Source organism: Arthrobacter sp. FB24 (assembly GCF_000196235.1).
Classification (GTDB): Bacteria; Actinomycetota; Actinomycetes; order Actinomycetales; family Micrococcaceae; genus Arthrobacter.
This window is the reverse complement of the sequence record NC_008541.1, coordinates 4,098,672-4,119,018: the sequence shown is the minus strand read 5'-3', so window position 1 is coordinate 4,119,018 and position 20,347 is coordinate 4,098,672. Positions and strand designations below refer to the sequence as shown.

The following is a 20,347-nucleotide window of genomic DNA, read 5'->3' as shown; positions in this document are numbered from 1 at the left end:
CGGCTAGGCGCTCGTGGCGTCCTGCACTTCGCCCACCAGCTCTTCGATGATGTCCTCCAGGAAGAGGACGCCGGTGGTCTTCCCGTCCGCGTCGAAGACCCGGGCCACGTGGGCGCCGGTGCGGCGCATGGTGGCCAGCGCGTCCTCGAGGTCGCTGCCGCTGAACGCGGAGGCGAGCCGTCGGATTCTCTTGGCCGGCACGGGCCTGGCGAATTTTTCCGGGGACGTCAGGTCCATGACGTCCTTGAGGTGCAGATAGCCGGAGGGCACGCCGTCGTCGTCCGTCAGGATGTAGCGGGAGAACCCGTGCCGGGCCACCGCGCTCTGGATGTCCGCCGGCGTCGACGAGGCCGGCAGGAGCACCATCTCGCTGATCGGCACTTCCACGTCCGCCACGGTCTTGGCGGTGAATTCGAACGCTGCGTTCAGCGTGCCGGTGGTGTCCGTGAGCATGCCGTCCCGGGTGGACTGCTCCACGATGTTGGCCACCTCGTCCAGGGTGTAGGCGCTGGTAGCCTCATCCTTGGGCTGGACCTTGAAGAGCCGCAGGATGGAGTTTGCGATCCCGTTAAGGGTCCAGATCACCGGCTTGAACAAGCGTGACACCATCACCAGCGGCGGGGCAAGGATGAGCGCGGCCCGGGTGGGAACGGAGAACGAGATGTTCTTGGGCACCATTTCACCGATGACCACGTGCAGGAAGGTCACCAGCAACAGCGCGGCCACGAAGGCGATGATCCCGATCGCTTCGCCGGAGAGCGAGGTCAGGCCCAGGGGGATTTCCAGCAGGTGGTGGATGGCGGGTTCGGAAACGTTCAGGATCACGAGCGAGCACACGGTGATGCCCAGCTGGCTGGTGGCCAGCATCAGCGTGGCATGCTCCATGGCCCACAGCGTGGTCTTCGCGGCCTTGCTGCCGGCCTCGGCCTTGGGCTCGACCTGCGACCGGCGGGCGGAGATGACAGCGAACTCGGCCCCGACGAAGAAGGCGTTGACCACCAGGAGCACCACCAGCCAGATGATGCCGGGAAGGTATTCACTCATGGGTCAGCTCCGAGGTGAGGGTGTCGATGATGCGGTCATGCGGGCTCTGGGGTGCTTCCTGTGATTCGTCCGGCGTGAAGCGGAGGCGCTCCACGTGGGTTCCCACCACGCGTTCCACGCGCAGCGTTCCGCCATCCACGGTGACTTCGTCGCCGAGCTCGGGGATCCGGTCCAGCTGGTCGGTGACGAAACCCGCGATGGTGTCGTACTCCTCGCCGTCGGGCACTTCAATCCCTGTCCGGTCCAGCAGTTCGTCCGGGCGCAGCGAGGCGTCGAATGTGATGGCGCGGCCGATCCGGACCACACCCACGCGTGCGCGGTCGTGTTCGTCCTCGAGTTCGCCCACGATCTCCTCCACCAGGTCTTCGAGGGTGACGATGCCGGCCGTTCCGCCGTGCTCGTCGGACACGATGGCCACCTGGAGGCCCTGCCTGCGGAGCAGGACCAGCAGCGTGTCCACGCCCATGGATTCGGGGACCCGCAGCGGGTCGATCATGAGGCTCGCGGCGGTCACATTGGCACGTTCTTCCAAGGCAACAGCGAACGCCTGCTTGACGTGCAGGACCCCCAGGACGTCGTCGCGGTCCCGTCCGATCACCGGAAAACGCGAGTAGCCGGTGGACGTGGCCAGGGTGACGATCTGCTCCGCCGTGTCGTCGGCATTCACCGCCGTCATCCGGACGCGGGGCGTCATGACGTCGGCAGCGGAGTGCTCAGAGAAGCGGAGGGTGCGGTGCAACAAGACGGCATGGTCGACGTCGAGCACGCCTTCCAGCGCGGACCGCCGCACCAGCGAGCTGAGTTCCTCGGCGCTGCGCGCGCCGGAAAGCTCCTCTTTCGGCTCGATGCCAAACGACCTGATGATGCCGTTGGCAGTGTTGTTGAACAGCAGGATGACGGGCTTGAAGACGGCGGTGAACAGGGCCTGGAAGGGGACCACGATCTTGGCGGTGGCCAACGGAAGGGCCAGCGCGAAGTTCTTCGGGACGAGTTCGCCAATCACCATCGAGAAAATGGTGGCCAGGAAGATCCCCGCCACGGCGCCGATCCCCGGCACCACGGACTCAGGCAGGCCTGCGGCCAGCAACGGGCCGCTGAGCATTTTGCTGATGGCCGGTTCAAAGGTGTAGCCGGTGAGGAGCGTGGTCAGCGTAATGCCGAGCTGGGCTCCGGAGAGATGCGTCGAGGTGATCTTGAGGGCCTTGATGGTGGGCGCAAGGCGTTTCTCGCCGCGGGCCTGGCGGGCTTCAAGGTCGTTGCGGTCAAGGTTGACCAGCGCGAACTCGGACGCTACGAAGAAGCCGGTACCCACCGTGAGGACAAGGCCGATACCGAGCATGATCCATTCATACATTCGGGCGCCCCTCTCCCGTGGTGGCCGGTGAACCGGTCAGAAGGTGGAGGGGCTTGGGCATATGTGAAGGAGGGTCATCCATAATGCCGTCTAGTCTACGGGCTTTGAGTCCTTTGGTGTTGACGGGGCGTGCCGTCGCGGGGCCGCCGGTTCCGGCGCCGGCAGCCCATCCTGCGAATGGTGGTCGGACCCGGCCCTAGCCGCGGCTGATCGGAAGTTTCTTGGGAGCCTCGGCCTGGGCTGCGGCTTCTTCCGGCAGTGGTGTGCGGACTTCAAGGACGCCGTCGGTGTAGGAGGCCTTGATGTCATCTTCCTTCACGCCCTCGGGCAGGGGGATGCTGCGGCTGAAGGATCCGTAGCGGAATTCTGACCGATAGCGGTTCTTGTCCTTGTGCTCTTCCTTTTCCTGGCGTTCGGCGTGGATGCGCAAGGTGCCGTCAACGATGGTGATCTCCACGTCTTTGTCGGGATCAACTCCTGGCATCTCAGCCCGTACCACCAGGGTCTTGCCGTCAACGAACTCCTCGACGCGGATCGGAGAGGTTCCGGCCGTCGATTCAAACATGCGGTCCAGGGAGTCCATGAACTCCAGGGGAGACCTCAGCAAAGCGTCGAACGGTGAGGTCCATCGGGAAGCCGCGCGCGGCGACCATTTAAGCAGATCAGACATGGCTTTCTCCAAACTAATGTCAGGGATGGCCCGCGCTGGGGCGGGTGTACTTTCAGTACATACCTGCCGGAAAACAACTAACAGGGGACAAAGACCCGTCGTCGCGGGAGGGCCCAGCGAAGGCTCTGCCCCTTGGCAAATGCGTCAGCCGGGACCGGACAGCCGGACGGCGGTCAGCTTGTACTCGGGGCATCCCGTGACCTCGTCCTCAACGGGTGAGGTGAGGTTGTTGACCGCGGCGCCGGGGAAATGGAAGCCCGCGAACACCTGGCCGGGTTCCACCTCGTCCGTGATCCGCGCTGGCAGGACGGCTGTGCCGTGGCGGCTGCTCAGCCTGACGGCGCCTCCCTCGACCAGCCCCAGGGCCGCGGCGTCCCCGGGCTCGATGTCGATCGTCTCCCGGGGCAACAGGGTGCTGTTGTCCGTACGGCGCGTCATGCTGCCTGAGTTGTAGTGCTCCGCCCGGCGCCCGGTGATGAGCAGGAACGGGAAGTCCTGATCACATTGCTCGCCCGGCGGCAGGTACGGCCTGGCGGCCAGGCGCGCCAAACCATCCGGTGTGGCGAAATGATCCTCGTAGAGCCGCGGAGTGCCGGGGGAATCGACGGATCCGCACGGCCAGTGCAGGGGACCGTCCCGGTCCAGCCTCGGGTGGGAGATGCCACCGAACAGCGGGGCCACCGCGGCGCATTCCGCCAGCGCTTCCGCCGGTGTGGCGCAGCCAAGATCAGCGTCCATGCCGGCGGCGACTGCGTGGAGCACGGCGAAGTCGGTGCGGACGCCTGCAGGCGGTACGACGGCGGCCCGCACCCGCTGAAAGCGCCTGTCGAAATTGACGAACGTGCCATCCTTCTCGAGCCACGCGGCCACCGGGAAGACGACGTCCGCGGCGGCGGCCGTCGCGGAGAGGAACAAATCGTTGCAGATCACCAGCGGACAGGACTCCAGGGCCGCCCGCACCGATGTGCTGTCCGGGTCGGTGGTGAGCACATCCTCTCCGATGATCCACAGCGCCTTCAACGCCCCGGCACGGGCGGCAGCGAACATCTGGGGGATGCGAAGGCCAGGCTGCGGCGGCACCTCGGACTGCCAGGCCGCGGCGCACCGGGACCGGGCCGACGGATCCAGGACTTTCTGGTAACCGGGCAGCAGGTCGGGCAGGGCGCCCATGTCCGAGGCGCCCTGAACGTTGTTCTGCCCGCGGAGCGGGTTCACCCCTCCGCCGATGCCCGGCCCCACGGCGCCGCGAAGGATTGCCAGGTTGGACAGCGTCCGCACCCCGTCCGTGCCGTGCCGGTGTTCGGTTACGCCAAGGCCGTAGAAAATGGCGGGAGCCAGTGCCTGACCGTACACGACGGCGGCCCGCACCAGATCGTCTGCCGGGACGCCGGAGATTCGGGCCACCCGGTCCGGAGGGTAGTCGTGGAGCATCCCGGACAATTCCTCGTAGCCGCTGGTGCTGGCCGCAAGGAACGCCTCGTCCACCAACCCCTCACGGACCAGGACGTGCGCCAGTCCGTTGAACACGGCCACGTTGGTGCCCGGCCTGGGCCTCAGGTGGACGTCCGCGTGCCGGGCCAGGAAGGTGCGACGGGGATCGACCACCACCAGGCGGGCGCCGTCCATGACCCGCTGGAAGATGCGGGATCCCACCACCGGGTGGGCGGCCGTCGGGTTGGCGCCGACCAGGAGGACCGCGTCACACCGGTCCAGGTCGTCGAATGGGTTTGTTCCGCCGGACAGGCCGAACGAGGCCGTCAAGCCGGCGGCTGAAGGGGAATGACAGAGCCGGGAGCAGTTGTCCACGTTGTTCGTACCCATGAGGGCCCGGGCGAACTTCTGGGCCAGGTAGTTCTCCTCGTTGGTGGCCCGGGCAGAGGAGATGAGGGCAAATCCGTCCGGGGCCGTGTCCCGGACCGTGCCGAGCCGTGCAGCAACGTAGGCGGTGGCCTCCTCCCAGGTTGCCGGTGCGAGGCTGCCGTTCCTGCGGATCAGCGGGGTGGTCAGGCGCTCAACCGATCCGAGGAATCCATGGGAAAACCGTCCTTTGACGCAGGCATGGCCCCGGTTCACCGACCCCTCGCGGGCGGGCCGTACAGTCATTATTTCGTTGTCGCGGGTGGAGACCTCGAGGCTGCAGCCCACTCCGCAATAGCCGCATGTGGTCAGGGTCTGGCGTTCGATCGGCAGGAGATTCAGCAGCCCGGGCTCGGACAATGCACTGGTGGGGCACGTGTCCACGCAGGCCCCGCAGGAGACGCAATCGGATTCCACCCAAGGACCTCCCGTCCCGGGTGCCACCACCGTGCCGGCGCCGCGGCCCACCAGCGTCAGGGCGAACGTGCCCTGGATTTCCGCGCAGGCGCGGACGCACCGACCGCAGGCAATGCAGAGGTCACGGTCGAGCTTGACGTAGGGGTGGGAGTGGTCGGCTCCGCGCGCTGGAAATTCCACGGAACCCGCCGGAGCCACCACCCCGTACTCGACGCATTGCCGGACCAGTTCGCTGCGGTCTGCGGGGACTTCCAGCGCGCGGGCCGGCAACCCCGCCACGATGGCCGCCAGCGCGTCGCGGCGGACGGGCCGGGACGCCTCGACCGCGATGCGCAGCCCCTCCTCGGCTGGGGTGCTGCAGGCGGCAGCAACGCCGCGGCCGGTGACGTCAACCAGGCACGTCCGGCACGAGGCTGCCGTGGTGAGCCGGTCATCATGGCACAGCGTCGGGAGGGCCAGGCCGGCTGCCCGCACCGCGTCGAGCAGCGTGGCTCCGGGCGGGACATCAACCTGGCGGCCGTCGACCAGAAGTTTCATGACGGCCACCCGGCAAGCCCGTAAACGCGGACAAGGCTGCGGACCGCGGCAGGTACCCGGCGGCCGAAGGCGCACAGGCTGCCCGCCGCCATCGTGCGCAGCACATCGCCGCGTTCGCTGCCGACATCCGGGGCGTCCGGGAGCTCCGCCAAGGCGCGTCCCCGCCACGTTCCCACCCGGCAGGGCGAGCATTGTCCGCAGCTCTCGGCTGCGGCAAAGTCCCACAGGTTCCGCAGCACCTGCTCACCACTGAGCCTGTCATCGAAGGCGACGATTCCCGCGTGGCCGAGGGCTGCCCCATGCCGTGCCAATGCTGTGTCGCTCAGCGGCACGTCAAGGTCATCGGGCCCAAGGAAACCGCCCAGCGGGCCGCCGATCTGAATGGCGCGCAGTGTCGCCCCGCCGCGAAGCCCGCCGCCGAGTTCCTCCACGATCCGTCTCACCGGGGTCCCGATCTCCACCTCGTAGGCTCCGGGCCGGAGGAACCGTTCGGACAGGCAGGCGATCACGGTGCCGGCCTCATCCGAGGTTCCCAGCGCCGCATAGGCCGGACCGCCGTGCTGCACGATCCACGGGACCGCGCACAGCGTTTCGACGTTGTTGACCACCGTGGGCCGGCCATGGAACCCGCGCTCCGTGGGGAACGGAGGCCGGGGCCGCACGACGCCGCGCAGCCCGGCCAACCCGTTGAGCAGGGCCGTCTCCTCGCCGGAGACGTAGGACCCTGCGCCTTCGGCAACGCGCACTTCCAGGCTGAAGCCGCTGCCTGCAATGTCCGGGCCGAGATGCCCGGCTCGTCGTGCCTCGTGCAGCGCATTGCGGAGCCGGGCGGCGGCGAGCGGATACTCGGAGCGTACAAATACGATGCCGGTGGTTGCACCGACGGCGAAGCAGGCCAGGACCAGCCCCTCGAGCACGCGGTGCGCGTCCTGTTCCATGAGCAGGCGGTCCGCATAGGAACCAGGGTCGCCTTCATCGCCATTGGCCACGACCACGCGTGGTGCAGGGTGGTCAAGGGCGGCCCGCCATTTGGCGGCCGCGCGGAACCCGGCCCCGCCCCGCCCTCTCAGCTGTGCGGCTTCAACCCTGAGCAGAATGTCCTCTGGGGTTGCTGAGGCGGCCACGTCCGGCCAAACCGACCACGGGGGCGACGCTCCGAGCAGTCCGGCGGTCACCACGGGGACTGGGCTGTCGTTGTAGACCGGGATGGGAGGGTCCGTCCGCGGGGACGAGCCAAGCAGCTGTGCTGCGAGGTCGGGGCCGGCGCAAGCCTCGTCACCGACGAGGGCCGCGGGTCCGGCGAAGCAGTAGCCCAGGCAGCGCACTGCCTGGAGCGAAACGGTGCCGTCCGGGCTTTTGCTGCCGGACGGCACCCCGAGGGCAGCCTCCACTTCGGGGACGTGCGCGCCGCCGGTTGCCGCGAAGCAGGCGGCGGCGGAACACACCCGGACGTGCCGGGCTCCGCGGGGCGCGGAGAAATCAGCGAAGAACGATGCGGGTCCTTCGACGGCCGCCGCGGGCAGTCCCAACGTGCGGGCTACTCCGGCGGGAGGGGTGCGGGAGGAACGGAGCGCATCCGGGACGTCCCTCAGCGCCCGGTCGAAGCGGCCGGCATACCGGAGGAAGGGATCGTCATTGTTCCGGTCCGGCCGGTCATCGGCTTCGGCGCCCGGGCGCCCTGTCGGTGGTTCCCGCATGCGTTCAACGTTCACTCCTGAACTCCCGGACGGGAAGAGCCGAAAGTCCCCTTGCCGGCAGGTTCCCGCATTGAGTAACTCCGCTTAATTGCGGGCGCAACATTGAGGTCCCGTTGAGTGTGAGTTTCCTTGACGGAAGATTGCGGATTCCTTTTCGAATACTTTCCGCCTGCTTGCGTTCCCGTTGAAAAACTCAAAGTCAACAATCAGTTGACTAATTCAGTGGGGAGCTGCGGAGCCTGTGCGTGACTATGTGAATTCTGTTCCCGGGACTGCGGGTGCCGAACTCCTGTGATTACAGTTATTATCCCTGCGCATAATGAAGCTGCAGGTATTTCTGACACGCTCGAATCCCTCAAATCCCAGACTCAGCCGCCGGACAGGGTGGTGGTGGTTGCCGACAAATGCACCGATGCCACCGGGGAAATCGCACTGGCGCTCGGCGCAGAGGTCATCCGCACGGTGGGAAACACAGATAAAAAAGCCGGCGCCTTGAATTTTGCGCTGGAGGGCCTACTGCCGGGCGCGAATCCGGAAGACATGATCCTCGTCCAGGACGCGGATTCGCAGTTGAGCCATGACTTCATCGAGCGGGCAACCGCTCACCTGCGTGCCGACAGGCGGCTTGGCGCCGTGGGCGGCGTCTTCCGCGGCGCCGACGGCGGCGGATTCGTGGGTCACCTTCAGCGTAATGAGTACGCACGCTACGCCCGGGACGTGAAGCGGCTTCACGGCAAGTGCCTTGTGGTGACCGGAACGGCCGCGCTCTTCCGCGTCCGGACCTTGGAGGATGTCATCGAAGCCCGGCTTGACGGCACGCTGCCGCCGGGTAACTGCAGGGGAGGCGTTTACGACACCTCCGTCCTGACCGAGGACAACGAGTTGTCCTTCGCGCTGCTGACCCTCAACTACCGCATCAAATCGCCGGCCGACTGCACGCTCGTCACCGAAATCATGCCGACCTGGCGTGAGCTCTGGGCACAGCGGCTGAGATGGAAGCGCGGAGCCGTGGAGAACTGTGTCCAGTACGGCTGGACCAGGGTGACCCGGCCGTACTGGGGGAGGCAGGCGCTCTCCGTGACAGGCATTGTGGTGTCGTTGGCCTACTTCGGAACGGTGGCTTTTGCACTGGGCACGGGAGAAGGGCTGCACATTCAGCCCTTCTGGATGGCCGTGACCGGTGTCTTCGTGATCGAACGGGTAGTGACTGTGCGGCTGCGTGGCTGGAAGTACATGCTCGCCGCCGCAACGATGTACGAACTTCTGATCGACCTGTTCCTTCAGGTAGTCCACGCGAAGGCTTACGTGGATGTAGCACTCAACAAAAAGAAAGCTTGGTAACACTTTATGTACAGCAACCCAGCAGCTCCCGCAGCAGCCGGTGTCGGTGCCGGAACCCTCGCCGCAACCGGGGCCGGTGACCTCTTTTGGTTCGCGCTTGCAGCCTTCGCCCTCGTGGCGCTCGGCATGGCCGTCAAACGGATCGTGCCGGTCCGGGCAAAGTAACTCAGCCTGATCGTGCCGGTGGCCCGGATTCGCAAAGAATCCGGGCCACCGGTTCGTGTTCGGCTCAGGTCACCACACTCACGGCGTTGGAGCATGCGGCAGCATCGCAGACCTTGTAGCTTGTGGTTGCTCCGCCCTTGAACTTGTTCACGAAGCTGCCGGTATTGGGGACGGTCTTCGGGGTGCCATTGATCCACAGTGTGACGCTGGACCCCGTGGCCCCGGTCCACTTCAGGGTGGTGGAATTGACGCCTTTGACCTTGCTGTTGGCGGCCGTCAGCGTGATGGGTGACTCGGCAACCGGGGTGGTGCTGGCCGCCGGTGTGAACGAGAAGTCCCGGATCACCACGGATTCGGGTTTCACATGTTCGGGATCGCCGCCGCCACCGCCAGTGACCCAAAGGTTGAAGTGGATGGCTTCTTTGGCCGGCACGGGAACGGTGCTTCCCTGGAGGACTGTTCGCTTGAGAAGGGTTCCCCCGTAGCCCTCGCCGGCGAAGGTTTCGAAAGTGATCTTTCCCGGTTCCCAGACCATTTTGTGGGTGAGGATTGCGTCATTCGTCGTATCAAAGACGATGGTGTTGTTGCCCTGCCCCGGCGGCTTGGTGGCATCGAACCAGTAGCCGTGCGCCTGGGTTACGGGCCAGGATTCCCCGTAGCTTGCGCCGCCGCCCCAGGCGGATGCCTCGCACAGGTCGATCTCGTTGTAACCGGGAGTGGCGAGGGGATCGTAGGTGAACAGGCAACCCCACACCACTTCCTTCTGGAGGGCGCTCACATCTTTCTCCACCGTGGTGCTGTAAGTGCCGTAGCCGAATCCCTGCCGGGTGGACTGGAACTCTGCGCCGACAGGGGCGCTGCCGGTCGGGTTGGTTAGGGAAAGCGTGACGTATCCGTTGCTGTCGGGATTGCTGACGTTGGCCGCGTCGAAGGTCTTGTTGAACTGTGGCGCACCGCCCCAGAACCGCTTTTCCCAGTTGAACCCCTTCCAGGCGAAGCTGCCCGCGGGGCCCGGGTCCGGGTCCAGGGGGGTGGTGTCGGCGGCATGCGCCGGGGTTGTTGCGGACAACATGACCAGGCTGGCGGCTGCCAGCATTGCAAGCGGTCTGTTCAGCCAGACCGCTTTTGCGACGCGAGACCTCAAGGAAACCATTTAACGCCCCCTACTTTTGCGCTGATAACAGCAGCGCCGCGCCCCCAGTGAGCACATGATGATCATCATTCAGCGGGGTTTGGTTGGCAATAGCTGAATGCTGATATTTACTTTTTGGCCTTCCTCAATAAATGCACAATTTTTACGCAATTCGCAATTGAGGAATTGCTGGTACTTACTAGAGCTGAATATGTACGAGAATTTCTGAGGGGTTTTGATGGTTACGCGCGGCATGGCTGTGGTGGTTGACGGCGACGGTCGCAGCAGGGAGGCTCTGGAGGAGTTGCTTGTCCAATCCGGATTCGAGGTTGTTGCAGCGGCGTCCGGCGCCGAAGGTGTGGCTGCCGTGCGGAAGCACGACCCCGTCCTGGTCACCTTGGAGGTAGGGCTCCCCGACTTTGACGGCATCGAGGCCTCACGCAGGATCCGTACCTTCAGCCACGCCTACGTGGTCATGGTCAGCGCACTGGCGAGCGAAGCGGATGCGCTGCTTGGGCTTGAGGCCGGTGCTGACGACTACCTGGCCAAGCCCTTCCGTCCGCGCGAGCTCCGCGCCAGGATCGCCGCCCTGCTCCGCAGACCCAGGCGTCACGCGATGGTGGAAGCGGCCCAGTGCGCCGCAGGACACTTCGTCGCCAAACCCTACAGTGCGGAAACGCCCGCTGCAGCCGCCTCTGCAACCCCTCAACTGGCGGCCGCGGCTTCTGCCGCAGGAGTCGGATGGGACTTTGAACATCGGGGCCTTGCCCTGATGGACGGCACCCGCACGGTAACAGTGGACGGAAGAGCCGTTGACCTCACCCGGACCCAGTTCGATCTGCTCCGTGCACTGCTCCAAAACAGGGGTGCGGTGCTGACCAGGGCGGACCTCGCCCGCTATCTGCGGAACGAGCCTGCTGTCCCGGGTTCCGCCGTGGCGGCCAGGGACGAACGGGTCCTGGAGGTGCATATGGGGAACCTGCGAAAGCGCCTGGGTGACAGTTCGCGTTCCCCGCGGTGGGTGCAGACGGTCAGGGGAGTAGGGTACCGGATGACCATGCAGTAACACCCCACGCAGTCCGCTAGATCGACACGCGGCCGCTCACCACGGCGCGGCTGGTTCCGCCGATCCAGATGTCCTCGTCCTCGACGCTGACTGTCACCAGGCCGTCGCGTCCCAGGGCGGTGCCTTGCTGGACGGTGTAGTTCCCATCCACAGTTCCTTCGCGGAGGAGCCATTGCGCCAGGCCGGCGTTGAGGCTGCCGGTTACAGGGTCTTCGGGAACGCCGAACCCGGGAACGAAGGCCCGGACCTCGAAGTCCGCCGGTCCTCCCTCCGCGTACCTGCCGATGACGCCCACACGGAGCTGGTCCATGGTGGCAAAATCCGGCTGGAGTCCCAGCACCTGTTCCGCTGATTCCAGCCGGATACCCAGCCAGCCGGGATCGTTGTCCACCCAGTTGCTGCCGAGGACCTGCCCGGCGTCGACGCCCAGGCTGACGACGGCCTGTTCCAGGGCTGCCGGGTCAACCGCGCCCGAGCGGACCAGCGGCGGTGCCGCAAATGCCAGGTCGGTGCCGGCGCGGCGGATCTTCACCAGGCCGGCCTCGCATTCCTGTAGCAGCTCACCTTCACGGAGCGGCTGTCCGCCCTCTGCTAGCCAGGCGTGGGCCGAGCCGAGCGTGGGATGCCCGGCAAAGGGCAGTTCGGATGCGGGCGTGAAAATCCTCAGCCTGTAGTCCGCTTCCGGGTGGGACGGCTTCAGCAGGAACGTGGTCTCCGACAGGTTGGTCCAGTTCGCGAAGCTCTGCATCTGTTCCGTGCTCAGTCCGTCCGCGTCATGAACGAGGCGACGGGGTTCCCGGCTTTGGGGCCGGGAGCAAAGACGTCTACCTGGGAGAAGGGGTATTCGTTCACATCGGTGGGCATGATGGTCTTTCTCTGGATGGCGGGGAGCTCCGGGGAGTGTTCCCCCAACGCTAGGCGGCGGTCCGGCCGGGAACCATAGCCGTTTCCCGAAAGTGGCCTTGTTGTGAACCTTATGCGTCCCGCACGCCGCCGGGGCTAAGCTGAGACTGCGGGCTCGAACCTCATACCCGCACACGATTGCTCCGGACGGTCCGCCGACTCGGATGGTCCGGCTACCGGCCGGAGGTCCGTCCATGGCAAAGAAGCTTCCCTTGGATGATCTCTCCGGCGCGATCGGCAGGATCCGCGGTTTGCTCCTGACCGAGGAAAAAGTCGTCACTGCCGTTGAGGTCCTGGCCAGGGCTGTCAAGGACTCAGTTCCCGGCACCGCCGGCGCCGGCGTTTCCGTTCTGGATGGGCAAGGCCGCAGGACCAGCTACGGTGCCACCGACAGGGTGGTGGAACAGGCCGACTCGCTTCAGTACGAGCTCGGTGAAGGACCGTGCCTGACGGCGTGGGCTGCCGAGGAAACCATTGTTGTGGAAGACGTCCGCGCGGATGACCGCTGGCCGCGGTGGAGGGCGGCTGTCGAAGGACTCCCCATCCGATCGGTGGTGAGCGCAGTGTTGGTAGCGGACAAGCAGAGCATCGGCACCATCAAGGTGTACGCGGCGCTTCCCGCGTCTTACACGCCCGCCACAGCAAGGCTCTTGGAGCTGTTCGCTGTCCCGGCCGTAACGTTGCTTTCCCATGTCCAGGCCAGCGAGATGCCCCAGCACATCAGCGCCGACCTCCACGCCGCCTTGGAAAGCAGGGATACGGTGAACCGTGCCTGCGGGATACTGATGCAGCGCCACGGGTTCGGCCACGAGCGTGCCCTGGAAGAACTGATTCGCCAGTCCAGGGAGCGCCGTTCGTCCCTCCTGCAGGCCGCTGCCGGGCTCATTGCTGAGATGCCGGACGCCAGGAATTAGGGGGCGCACCCATGGGCTTCGATCGCAACGAACCCGAGCAACGCCGGCAACTCAGGGCGGCGCTCAAGGCTGCGGAGATCACGCCCGGGGAATTGTGGCTGAACTACTTCAGCCTTGGCGGAAGCGTCGGCGAATACGAAGTCGAGGCGTACCTGCAAGGCTTGTTGTCCCTGCCGCCGATCCAACGGGACCTGCTTGCAATGGCCGCCAACGAACTCATCGAGGCCATGCCACGCCTCTTTGCCCCATACTCCGATGACCTGAATTTGCCGGAAGCGGTGGAGGGGGTGCCGGAAGCGGTACCGGAAGCGGCCCACGAATCCGGCCAGGAGTCCGAGTCCGCAGGCGGTCGCGACGGCCACGGCAGGCCCGGACCTGACGAGTTCACCGACCCTTCCGAGGACGGCTAGCTCTACTCAGCTAGCAGAACGGGCGCATGGGCGTAGGGGCCCTTCGGCCCTGATTTGTGCGTCGGGCCCGAGGCTAGGGTGGAAAAGGTGAACAAAACGACCTTGAGAGTGGAGAGTGACAACGATGTCCGGACACTTCGAACTAATTAGCGCGCCCGACGGCGGGTACAGGTTCAGGCTTATCGGCAAGGCCGGGGAACTCGTGGCGATTTCATTGAAGTACCCTACAAAGCGAGCTGCCGCGCAGGGGATCGCGCTGGTTCGTGAGATCGCCGGAACCGGCCTGATCCGCGATATGAGCAGCAGCCGCCGGATCGAACCGTCCCACCGGATCCGGCCCTCGCAGCCGGCGCCGGTCCACAGCGGCGCCGCGTTGCTCCGCATGCGCGCCGCCCACAACAACCCGCACCCGGAGCACGGGCAGCCGCAACTCAGCTCGGCAGCCCGCCGGTAGGCCGGCTGAACCGGGTACCGGGGCTGACCGGCGCCTAGTGGGGCGCCCCGGCAGGCTGGTGTTCTCCCCGGAAGAACGCGTTCGCCGGCGGCAGCCACATCAATACGGCGCCGGCCAATGTGAGGGCCAGCCCGGTCACCACAACAAGTGACAGATCGAACGGCGCTCCTGCGGCGGAAAGCACGGCGATGACCGTGAGCACGGTGCGGACCCATCTCACGCCTGCCAGGAGCCGGAAGGCCCCCCATACCTGCAGGGCCACCAGGGGAACTGCCAGGGCAATCACGGCCCAGATGGGCGTGGACGGACCGGTGCCGGCTCCAGCGAACTCCAAGACGACGGGCAGCACGCCGGCCACCAGTGCACTGGCCAGCCAGAACGCCGTCGACGCCCGCACCACCGGCGGTACCGTGGCCGGTCCGCCAAAAATCACACGCTGTTCCCCCAAAGGGTCCCCCATCTTCACCATGAATTCCGCGCCCTCGAGCGCGCCGAATGTCCCAGCCTAGCCACCGGCCGGCGAGCCGTCTTGTCACACGGGCGGCCATCGGGCTGCAGCATTCAGTGAGCTACCCGGTACTGCGCTACTTCCGCACCATCCAGGGCTGGCGGCGGAGATGCTGCGACGATGTGCTCGTATGGGAGTCTCGCTGGTCCTGTCTCAGCAAAAAGTCGTCAGCTGTGAGCGCCGCTGATCGCCTCGTCCATCGCCGCTTTACCGGCCCGAAGGCCGTCTGAGGAGACAATGTGGCCGGCCTTGATGACTATGCGTTTCCGGCTCCCGTCCCAAAGCACTGAGGGCTCCTCGAAGGGATCGCCGTCCAGTATCACTAAGTCCGCGCAGGCCCCCTCCGCGATGTGTCCTAGGTCTTCCCGCCCGAGGAGTGCGGCGTTCGTCGATGTCGCCGAGCGGAGTGCGTCGTAGACGCCCAGCACTTCGACCTGAAGGCGCAGCCCGGCCAGCTGTTCATCCTCAAGTTCACCCATAAGGTCGGTGCCGAAGCCAATCCGGACCCCGGCCTCCCGTGCCAGTGTGACGGCGTTCTTTCCCGCGGCCAATACTTCGTGATTCTTGGCGGCGCCCATTTCGGTAAGCCCGATTTCCGCTCCGCGGCGGCCCATCGCATCGTACGTCACCAACGTGGGCACGAGATAGACGTCGTACTCCGCCATCAGCCGGGCGGTTTCAGCATCCAGGAGGTTGCCATGTTCGATGCAGCGAACCCCGTTGAGCACCGAATGGCTGATGGCTTCTGGTGAGTAAGCGTGCGCGGTGGCGTAACTGCCCCGCCGGGATGCCTCCTCAGTGACCGCCCGGATCTCCGCGGCGCTGTACTGGGGGACACGAATCGGATCGACGGGGGAGATCACTCCCCCGGAGGTCATGAGCTTGATGGCGGTGGCACCGGTCCGGAACCTGTGGCGCACCGCCCGCAGCAAGTCCTCAACGCCATCCACCACCTCGCACATATGACCGCCATGAAAGCAGCTTCCATCGTTCGCGGCGCGAATATCACCGTGGCCGCCGGTTTGGCTCAGCGCGGGACCGGTATAGAAGTAGCGGGGTCCGGGGCACAGTCCTTCCTCGATTGCAGCCGAAAGGCCCACATCGCCCCCAGCCACGTCCCTCACCGAGGTGAAGCCCCGGCGGAGTGCGGCCTCAAGTCTGCGGGCACCGGCCAGCGCGGAGTAGCTCAAAGGCCCTGTTTCGTTCAGCGCCGAGGTCAGGCTAAGCGCGTAGGCGTGGAAGTGGGCGTCGATGAGGCCGGGAATCACCACCCGGCCGCCCGCGTCGAGTGCTGTCTCGGAGTCGGGCGAGGCGCCACTGTCTTCTGCGCTGCCGCGCACGGCTGTGATCCGGCCGTCGCGGACAGTGATGGAGCCCTCAACGAGAGCCGGGGATTCGCCGTCGAAGATCCTGGCGTTCCGGATGGTCAGGTTTCCCGGGAGATTGGGGACCACGTGAAGTGTTTCCTTCCTGTCGACGTCGGCGGGCTAGCTGGTGGCTGCCAAAGCGGCTTCGAGGAGCTGGACGGAGCGCCCCGCAACTACCACGGCGGCATCCACGGAAGACTGGTCATAGCTGCCTTCGGGCGCCAGGAAGTTCATGGAGCCGATAGTGCGCCCACCGCTCACCACCGGGACATTCACGATCGCGCCGCACCCCAGCGATTCAATGGTTCCGGAGTCGAAGAAGAATGCCCTGACCGCTTCTATGTCAGCGCCCAGGAATGGCTGCTGGCCGATGAGGACCTGCTCCAGCCAAACCGGATTGGTGTCCCCCGAGAGGGTCTTCTTCCCGCCTATCGGGTAGACCTCGGGGTGGGTGGTGTAAATGCGCGCCATGCTGCTGCCTTCGTCGGCGATCACGGAGGCGGTGAAGAGACGCACGCCCACTGTTTCCCGGGCGGAGGCGCAGACGTCGTCGAAGGATTCAAACTGGGAACTCATGGGAGTCCTTTCTGGTTTCGTACGGATTTGGGGAAGTTGGTTTCTCATGCGCTGCCGCCAGCACGGCGAGGATCAGATGGACGGACAGCAACTCGGCTGGATGGTCCAACGGGACGCCGAGTTCCCGTGCACGGCTCAGCCGGGCCTGAAGGGTGTTGCGGTGCACATCGAGCGCCGCCGCTGCGAGGGTAACCGATCCGCCGTGATCAAGGAACGCTGCTACAGCTGCCACTATCGCCTCCCGGTCAGGAGAATCCATAAGCCGCGGCAGGGTCAGCGCAGCCACCAGTGCCACGGCGTCCTTGTCGACGAATGTAGATGCCGCCGCTACGCCCAGGCCGGCAAAGCCAAGTATTGTGCCCGGGCCCGCCGGCCGCGCTGACACTGCAGCCAGCCGGGCCTCCTGAATGATGGACGGAAGCGGCGGTGCCTCTTCCGTCCAGCGGGACAGACCGGCGACCAGACGCAGTTCGGCCAGGGCGGGCCGCAGCCTGGCCTTGAGGCGGAGCTCGAGCTGTGCCACCGCAGCCTGATGCGCTGACGGGACAAGTGCCAGCCAGCCGCCGTCGACCTCCGCCAGCGGACTGCGTGCAGCGACCTTACGCCAGAGCAGCCTCAGCACAGCCGTCAGGTCGGGACCAGATGCGTGCACGTCGCTGGGGCAGATCCACGCGGCCACGTAGCGTTCGTTGCGGCGCCAACCAAGCTGCGACAGGAGGTGCCGGTGATCTTCCTCGAAGGCGGCGCCCGAAGAACCTGGGTCCTGGATTAGCCCGGCGAGCGCCGCAGTGGGAACAGCGCGGGCCGCGTCCCGGGAGTTGCCCAACAACCATGCGGCCTTTACGGAAGGAGCCGCTACTTCGAGGATCGAACGAACCAGCCGCAGGTTGTGTACACCGGAGGCGGGTACACGGGCGGTGAGGGCTGAAGGGACGGCGGCGTTGGCAGCGCCAATGTCAACCCTAATGACCTCGGCCGAATCCCGCGGGGCACCACCGGCTGAGGCGAGGAGGACGCCGTCGTATTCGAGCGAGACGCCTACGCCATCCAGTTCACCGGATATGGTCTTGAGGACGTCAGCGAGTGTGCTGTCCTTGGCCACGGCACGGGCGAACCGGGCGAGTTCGGCATCCACTACGGACAGGGCAGCACCGATCTCAGCTGCCAAAGACAACGCGACTTCGGCCGGGTTACCTTCAGCGGCCAACAGCGTGATGCCCAGTCGTTCTGCCAGGCCGATTACAGCGTTGGAATAGGTGCTCCCGGCGACGACGACGGCACTGGCCCGCCGCTCCCAGGCATGCCGCAGTGCCGCGGACACAAGCCATCCACCCGAGCCCATTTCTGCCGCGAGGACCACAACTGTGTTCGGGCGCACCCGCTGGATCGCCTCCAGCTGGGAGACAAGGACGACACTTTCGACAAGTGCGCTGGTGGGGGTAAGGTACAGCGGAGTCGTGCCGCGCAGGGACCCGTGCGCCAGCAGTCCCGCAACATCGAGCCGCGTGTCCTTCATCGACCTACCCATGGCGCCGCCTTGGATGCTTGAGTGGAATGCCGAACGCAGCCGGTTCGGCCAGGTCCAGTCCGGCCTCGGAGTACCACTGCGGGGCGGCATTGAGTCTAAGCACGTCCACAACGTTGCCTACCCGGACGTCGTCCAGGTTGGCCACAGATCCGTGTTCGGGGTTGAGCAGCGTCACCATGTCGGGGACGGCTGCCGCTACGGCACCGTCCACGAGCACCAGCAAAATCTCATTCTGGACCTCCAGCCGGATGATTTGGCCGGTGGTTTCATCCTCCAGGGTCACACTTGATGGCTGGGCCGGCAGTCCCAGGTCGGTAGGGCGGGAGAGGCCTTCGATGTGGCTCACCCGCGCCCGTGCAATCCGGGTCACGCCCAGGAAGTCGGCAAGTGACAGGAATTTGCTCTCCGCTGAGGTTTCGGCGTCGAGGATCTGTCCTATTCGGATCATCCGGCTGATGGAGCCGTGGACTCCGTGCTCCTTCAGCTCACGTGCGGAGCATGGATACATGACGGTGGCGGCCCAGCCGCCGAGCTCGGTGACGAGTGCACGCACCAGCGTCTCGGCGCGTTGCGGATCACTGGCCTCCACCAGGGCGCGCTCGCCGGTTACTCCCATGAGCGCTATGGGGCCGATGCTGACCCCGCCAATGTTCAAGGTGGTCTGGCTGATGAGGGGGAACACGCGCCCCATGGGGTCGGAGTCGATAACGGGAAGCGAGGACTGGAGCCCTACCATGAGTGGAATTATTCCGTTGATGTTGGCGGCGGCGAGCGAATAGATGGCCCGCACCTTGCGGCCGAGCCTGGTTTCGATCGCGTCGATACAGCCCGTGAACTCGTCACCCACCGGGGGCATGTCAGCGATGAACAGGCCTTGGGTCACCATGCCGACAGCCACCACCAGATCCTCTGGAGCGAGTTCATCCACGGTGACGAGCTCCACGGACCGGTTCTTCATGGCCTCCTGGATCATGCCGGCGTAGATATGGATGGCGGTGGGATCGATGGCGCAGGCCAGGAAATGGGCACCGGTTCGGAGGTGCCGAACGTCTTCGGCTGTGAGGATGGTACTCATGCGGTGGCCCCCAAAGAGTGTGTGGCCAAGCCATGTTCTTCATGGCTGGAGGTCCCACCTGCGGCCTGGACCCGGATCCGGACGATTCCGGGATTCCCGTAGGGCATGGCGAACACGTTCGATTCGATGATGCGGGTTTCCGTGGGGCTTGCTCCCAGCTGGACCGCCGCAGACCGGGCTTCCTCCTCGGCGCGGTTCTGCACCCGCTGCAGGTCCGCCTGTCCGCTGACGCTTTCGAGCCTGTCGATCCACGCTGTAAGGGGTGTCGCGGCACAGCCTATGAGGGTCAGGTCCCGGGCGTCTGGAAGTGTGGGAACCAGGCCGTAGTCGGGCGGGATGTCCTGGCTGGTGCGGGCGTCGGCGACCACTGACGGGATGTCGTGCCGGACTAAATGGTTGGCGGTGTACGGTTCGACGATGGCGGCGTTGGTGGCGAGGCCCGCTTCATACCCCTGTCGGATGAGGCTGTGGGCAACAGGGAGACCACGGCGCATGTTGCCCACGCTGACATCCTCATCGGTGCAGACAACTACTTCGCCGTCAGGCAGCCCGCCCAGCGTTGCTGCGCCGAGGATCGCCATTGCAGGTTCCGGACGAAGCGCGTGCACGGGGGCCACCGCCAGCCGCGCAAGGGGTGCCCGGCCTCCGTCGTTCCTGGCATAGGACAGTGTGGCGGAGGGGAAGTGGCGCTGCCCCGCTTCTTCCAGCATTGCCGCCAGCCCTTCACCCGATTCCATCAAGGCACTATTAAGGACGGCTGTGTAGTCGCGGTCGCGGAACACGCTTGAGTAGAAATCACTGGAGATGCTGATCCGCATGTCGCTGTTGTTCGACAGGATGGCATCCGCGATACGCGTTTCGTGCTCCGGGGAGGCGGTGGAGCCGACGGCGGTAATGGCTACGTTCCGCAACCCCCCAGACAGGATGGAGGGTAATTCCACCAGGAATGCTTTCAGGTCCAGCGGCGCAAGGGGCCGTCCCCGCAGGTCGTGGCCGCCGCGGACATGCATGGTCCTGATCACAGCCGGCTCAATGAGCGCCGGCAGGCTGGTGTTGTGGAACCGATCAGCCGGAGGGCGGGGAGAGATGCGGATAGCGACGACGTCCCCTGGCTGCCCCGCGCCGAGTACGCGTCCGACGTCGGCCGTTACGTCCGTGATCCGGCTCCCGAACTGCAGGCGTAACTCGGACAGCACCCGGTCCAGCGCTTCAGCCAGGCTGCTGGCCTGCGTCTGCTCGGCCGCGGAGATGACGGAGCGTCCCTCCAGAACAAGCGCCCGGCAGCTGCTGCCCTGAAGCATCAGTCCTATCCGCATCGCCGGGCCTCCTGTT

19 protein-coding genes are annotated in these 20,347 nt (G+C 65.7%); 6 read left to right on the top strand and 13 right to left on the bottom strand.

Annotated features, from left to right (window positions below):
• Positions 1–3 precede the first annotated feature (3 nt).
• The 5 genes from ARTH_RS18560 to ARTH_RS18540 form a co-directional block, all read right to left on the bottom strand.
• On the bottom strand, positions 4–1,044 hold the full coding sequence (locus ARTH_RS18560) for a hemolysin family protein (RefSeq protein ID WP_011693488.1): 1,041 nt from the start codon (positions 1,042–1,044) through the stop codon (positions 4–6).
• A complete protein-coding gene (locus ARTH_RS18555) occupies positions 1,037–2,398 on the bottom strand; it encodes a hemolysin family protein (protein ID WP_011693487.1) in 1,362 nt (453 codons plus the stop codon). The genes ARTH_RS18560 and ARTH_RS18555 overlap by 8 nt, the downstream gene beginning before the upstream one ends.
• 196 nt (positions 2,399–2,594) lie before the next feature.
• The gene (locus ARTH_RS18550; RefSeq protein ID WP_011693486.1) at positions 2,595–3,068 is read right to left on the bottom strand and encodes an Hsp20/alpha crystallin family protein; all 474 of its coding nucleotides are present in this window, start codon (positions 3,066–3,068) and stop codon (positions 2,595–2,597) included.
• A gap of 144 nt (positions 3,069–3,212) precedes the next feature.
• On the bottom strand, positions 3,213–5,879 hold the full coding sequence (gene fdhF / locus ARTH_RS18545; protein WP_011693485.1) for a formate dehydrogenase subunit alpha: 2,667 nt from the start codon (positions 5,877–5,879) through the stop codon (positions 3,213–3,215).
• Complete coding sequence (locus ARTH_RS18540) at positions 5,876–7,591, bottom strand: NAD(P)H-dependent oxidoreductase subunit E (RefSeq protein ID WP_232223556.1); 1,716 nt, start codon at positions 7,589–7,591, stop codon at positions 5,876–5,878. The genes fdhF and ARTH_RS18540 overlap by 4 nt, the downstream gene beginning before the upstream one ends.
• 276 nt (positions 7,592–7,867) lie before the next feature.
• Here ARTH_RS18540 and ARTH_RS18535 point away from each other — a divergent pair, with 276 nt between their 5' ends.
• Together ARTH_RS18535 and ARTH_RS24135 are read left to right on the top strand one after the other, a co-directional pair.
• Complete coding sequence (locus ARTH_RS18535) at positions 7,868–8,917, top strand: glycosyltransferase family 2 protein (RefSeq protein WP_011693483.1); 1,050 nt, start codon at positions 7,868–7,870, stop codon at positions 8,915–8,917.
• A 6-nt stretch (positions 8,918–8,923) separates the two neighbouring features.
• Positions 8,924–9,082, top strand: a complete 159-nt coding sequence (locus ARTH_RS24135) for a hypothetical protein (protein ID WP_198011523.1) — start codon at positions 8,924–8,926, stop codon at positions 9,080–9,082.
• A gap of 64 nt (positions 9,083–9,146) precedes the next feature.
• Here ARTH_RS24135 and ARTH_RS18530 read toward each other — a convergent pair whose 3' ends face one another.
• Positions 9,147–10,178 carry a hypothetical protein gene (locus tag ARTH_RS18530; protein WP_232223555.1) on the bottom strand — a complete coding sequence of 344 codons (1,032 nt, stop codon included), beginning with the start codon at positions 10,176–10,178 and terminating at the stop codon, positions 9,147–9,149.
• Between the two features lie 274 nt (positions 10,179–10,452).
• On the opposite strand from ARTH_RS18530, the gene ARTH_RS18525 reads away from it, so the two are divergent.
• Positions 10,453–11,280 (top strand): response regulator transcription factor, encoded by an 828-nt coding sequence (locus tag ARTH_RS18525; RefSeq protein ID WP_011693481.1) that lies wholly within the window; start codon positions 10,453–10,455, stop codon positions 11,278–11,280.
• Between the two features lie 16 nt (positions 11,281–11,296).
• On the opposite strand, the gene ARTH_RS18520 is transcribed toward ARTH_RS18525, so the two are convergent.
• Positions 11,297–12,028 carry a PhzF family phenazine biosynthesis protein gene (locus ARTH_RS18520; RefSeq protein ID WP_332248801.1) on the bottom strand — a complete coding sequence of 244 codons (732 nt, stop codon included), beginning with the start codon at positions 12,026–12,028 and terminating at the stop codon, positions 11,297–11,299.
• Positions 12,029–12,377: 349 nt separating this feature from the next.
• Here ARTH_RS18520 and ARTH_RS18515 point away from each other — a divergent pair, with 349 nt between their 5' ends.
• From ARTH_RS18515 to ARTH_RS18505, 3 genes are all read left to right on the top strand, one after another.
• On the top strand, positions 12,378–13,097 hold the full coding sequence (locus ARTH_RS18515) for a GAF and ANTAR domain-containing protein (RefSeq protein ID WP_011693479.1): 720 nt from the start codon (positions 12,378–12,380) through the stop codon (positions 13,095–13,097).
• 11 nt (positions 13,098–13,108) lie between these two features.
• Positions 13,109–13,507: a hypothetical protein gene (locus ARTH_RS18510; RefSeq protein WP_011693478.1), complete on the top strand. Its 399-nt coding sequence runs from the start codon at positions 13,109–13,111 to the stop codon at positions 13,505–13,507.
• A gap of 124 nt (positions 13,508–13,631) precedes the next feature.
• Positions 13,632–13,961, top strand: a complete 330-nt coding sequence (locus ARTH_RS18505; RefSeq protein WP_043430078.1) for a YegP family protein — start codon at positions 13,632–13,634, stop codon at positions 13,959–13,961.
• Between the two features lie 34 nt (positions 13,962–13,995).
• On the opposite strand, the gene ARTH_RS18500 is transcribed toward ARTH_RS18505, so the two are convergent.
• The 6 genes from ARTH_RS18500 to ARTH_RS18475 form a co-directional block, all read right to left on the bottom strand.
• Positions 13,996–14,430 carry a hypothetical protein gene (locus ARTH_RS18500; RefSeq protein ID WP_011693476.1) on the bottom strand — a complete coding sequence of 145 codons (435 nt, stop codon included), beginning with the start codon at positions 14,428–14,430 and terminating at the stop codon, positions 13,996–13,998.
• A gap of 206 nt (positions 14,431–14,636) precedes the next feature.
• Positions 14,637–15,923, bottom strand: coding sequence for a metal-dependent hydrolase family protein (locus ARTH_RS18495; RefSeq protein WP_011693475.1), 1,287 nt, complete (start codon positions 15,921–15,923; stop codon positions 14,637–14,639).
• A gap of 33 nt (positions 15,924–15,956) precedes the next feature.
• Positions 15,957–16,412: a GAF domain-containing protein gene (locus tag ARTH_RS18490; protein ID WP_011693474.1), complete on the bottom strand. Its 456-nt coding sequence runs from the start codon at positions 16,410–16,412 to the stop codon at positions 15,957–15,959.
• Entirely contained in the window at positions 16,396–17,940 is a 1,545-nt protein-coding gene (locus ARTH_RS18485) for a helix-turn-helix domain-containing protein (protein WP_232223554.1), read from the bottom strand. Before ARTH_RS18485 ends, ARTH_RS18490 begins: the two co-directional genes overlap by 17 nt.
• Entirely contained in the window at positions 17,933–19,015 is a 1,083-nt protein-coding gene (locus tag ARTH_RS18480) for a DUF917 domain-containing protein (protein WP_011693472.1), read from the bottom strand. The genes ARTH_RS18485 and ARTH_RS18480 overlap by 8 nt, the downstream gene beginning before the upstream one ends.
• Entirely contained in the window at positions 19,012–20,331 is a 1,320-nt protein-coding gene (locus tag ARTH_RS18475) for a hydantoinase/oxoprolinase N-terminal domain-containing protein (RefSeq protein WP_011693471.1), read from the bottom strand. Before ARTH_RS18475 ends, ARTH_RS18480 begins: the two co-directional genes overlap by 4 nt.
• Between the last annotated feature and the right edge of the window lie 16 nt (positions 20,332–20,347).

What these genes read in the sequence shown, in the direction of transcription:
- ARTH_RS18490 (WP_011693474.1), bottom strand. Translation starts at nt 16,412, where the DNA reads ATGAGTTCCCAGTTTGAATCCTTCGACGACGTCTGCGCCTCCGCCCGG.
- ARTH_RS18520 (WP_332248801.1), bottom strand. Translation starts at nt 12,028, where the DNA reads ATGCAGAGCTTCGCGAACTGGACCAACCTGTCGGAGACCACGTTCCTG.
- ARTH_RS18485 (WP_232223554.1), bottom strand. Translation starts at nt 17,940, where the DNA reads ATGGGTAGGTCGATGAAGGACACGCGGCTCGATGTTGCGGGACTGCTG.
- ARTH_RS18480 (WP_011693472.1), bottom strand. Translation starts at nt 19,015, where the DNA reads ATGAGTACCATCCTCACAGCCGAAGACGTTCGGCACCTCCGAACCGGT.
- ARTH_RS18475 (WP_011693471.1), bottom strand. Translation starts at nt 20,331, where the DNA reads ATGCGGATAGGACTGATGCTTCAGGGCAGCAGCTGCCGGGCGCTTGTT.
- ARTH_RS18525 (WP_011693481.1), top strand. Translation starts at nt 10,453, where the DNA reads ATGGTTACGCGCGGCATGGCTGTGGTGGTTGACGGCGACGGTCGCAGC.
- ARTH_RS18530 (WP_232223555.1), bottom strand. Translation starts at nt 10,178, where the DNA reads ATGCTGGCAGCCGCCAGCCTGGTCATGTTGTCCGCAACAACCCCGGCG.
- ARTH_RS18515 (WP_011693479.1), top strand. Translation starts at nt 12,378, where the DNA reads ATGGCAAAGAAGCTTCCCTTGGATGATCTCTCCGGCGCGATCGGCAGG.
- ARTH_RS18555 (WP_011693487.1), bottom strand. Translation starts at nt 2,398, where the DNA reads ATGTATGAATGGATCATGCTCGGTATCGGCCTTGTCCTCACGGTGGGT.
- fdhF (WP_011693485.1), bottom strand. Translation starts at nt 5,879, where the DNA reads ATGAAACTTCTGGTCGACGGCCGCCAGGTTGATGTCCCGCCCGGAGCC.
- ARTH_RS18505 (WP_043430078.1), top strand. Translation starts at nt 13,632, where the DNA reads ATGTCCGGACACTTCGAACTAATTAGCGCGCCCGACGGCGGGTACAGG.
- ARTH_RS18550 (WP_011693486.1), bottom strand. Translation starts at nt 3,068, where the DNA reads ATGTCTGATCTGCTTAAATGGTCGCCGCGCGCGGCTTCCCGATGGACC.
- ARTH_RS18510 (WP_011693478.1), top strand. Translation starts at nt 13,109, where the DNA reads ATGGGCTTCGATCGCAACGAACCCGAGCAACGCCGGCAACTCAGGGCG.
- ARTH_RS18560 (WP_011693488.1), bottom strand. Translation starts at nt 1,044, where the DNA reads ATGAGTGAATACCTTCCCGGCATCATCTGGCTGGTGGTGCTCCTGGTG.
- ARTH_RS18500 (WP_011693476.1), bottom strand. Translation starts at nt 14,430, where the DNA reads ATGGTGAAGATGGGGGACCCTTTGGGGGAACAGCGTGTGATTTTTGGC.
- ARTH_RS24135 (WP_198011523.1), top strand. Translation starts at nt 8,924, where the DNA reads ATGTACAGCAACCCAGCAGCTCCCGCAGCAGCCGGTGTCGGTGCCGGA.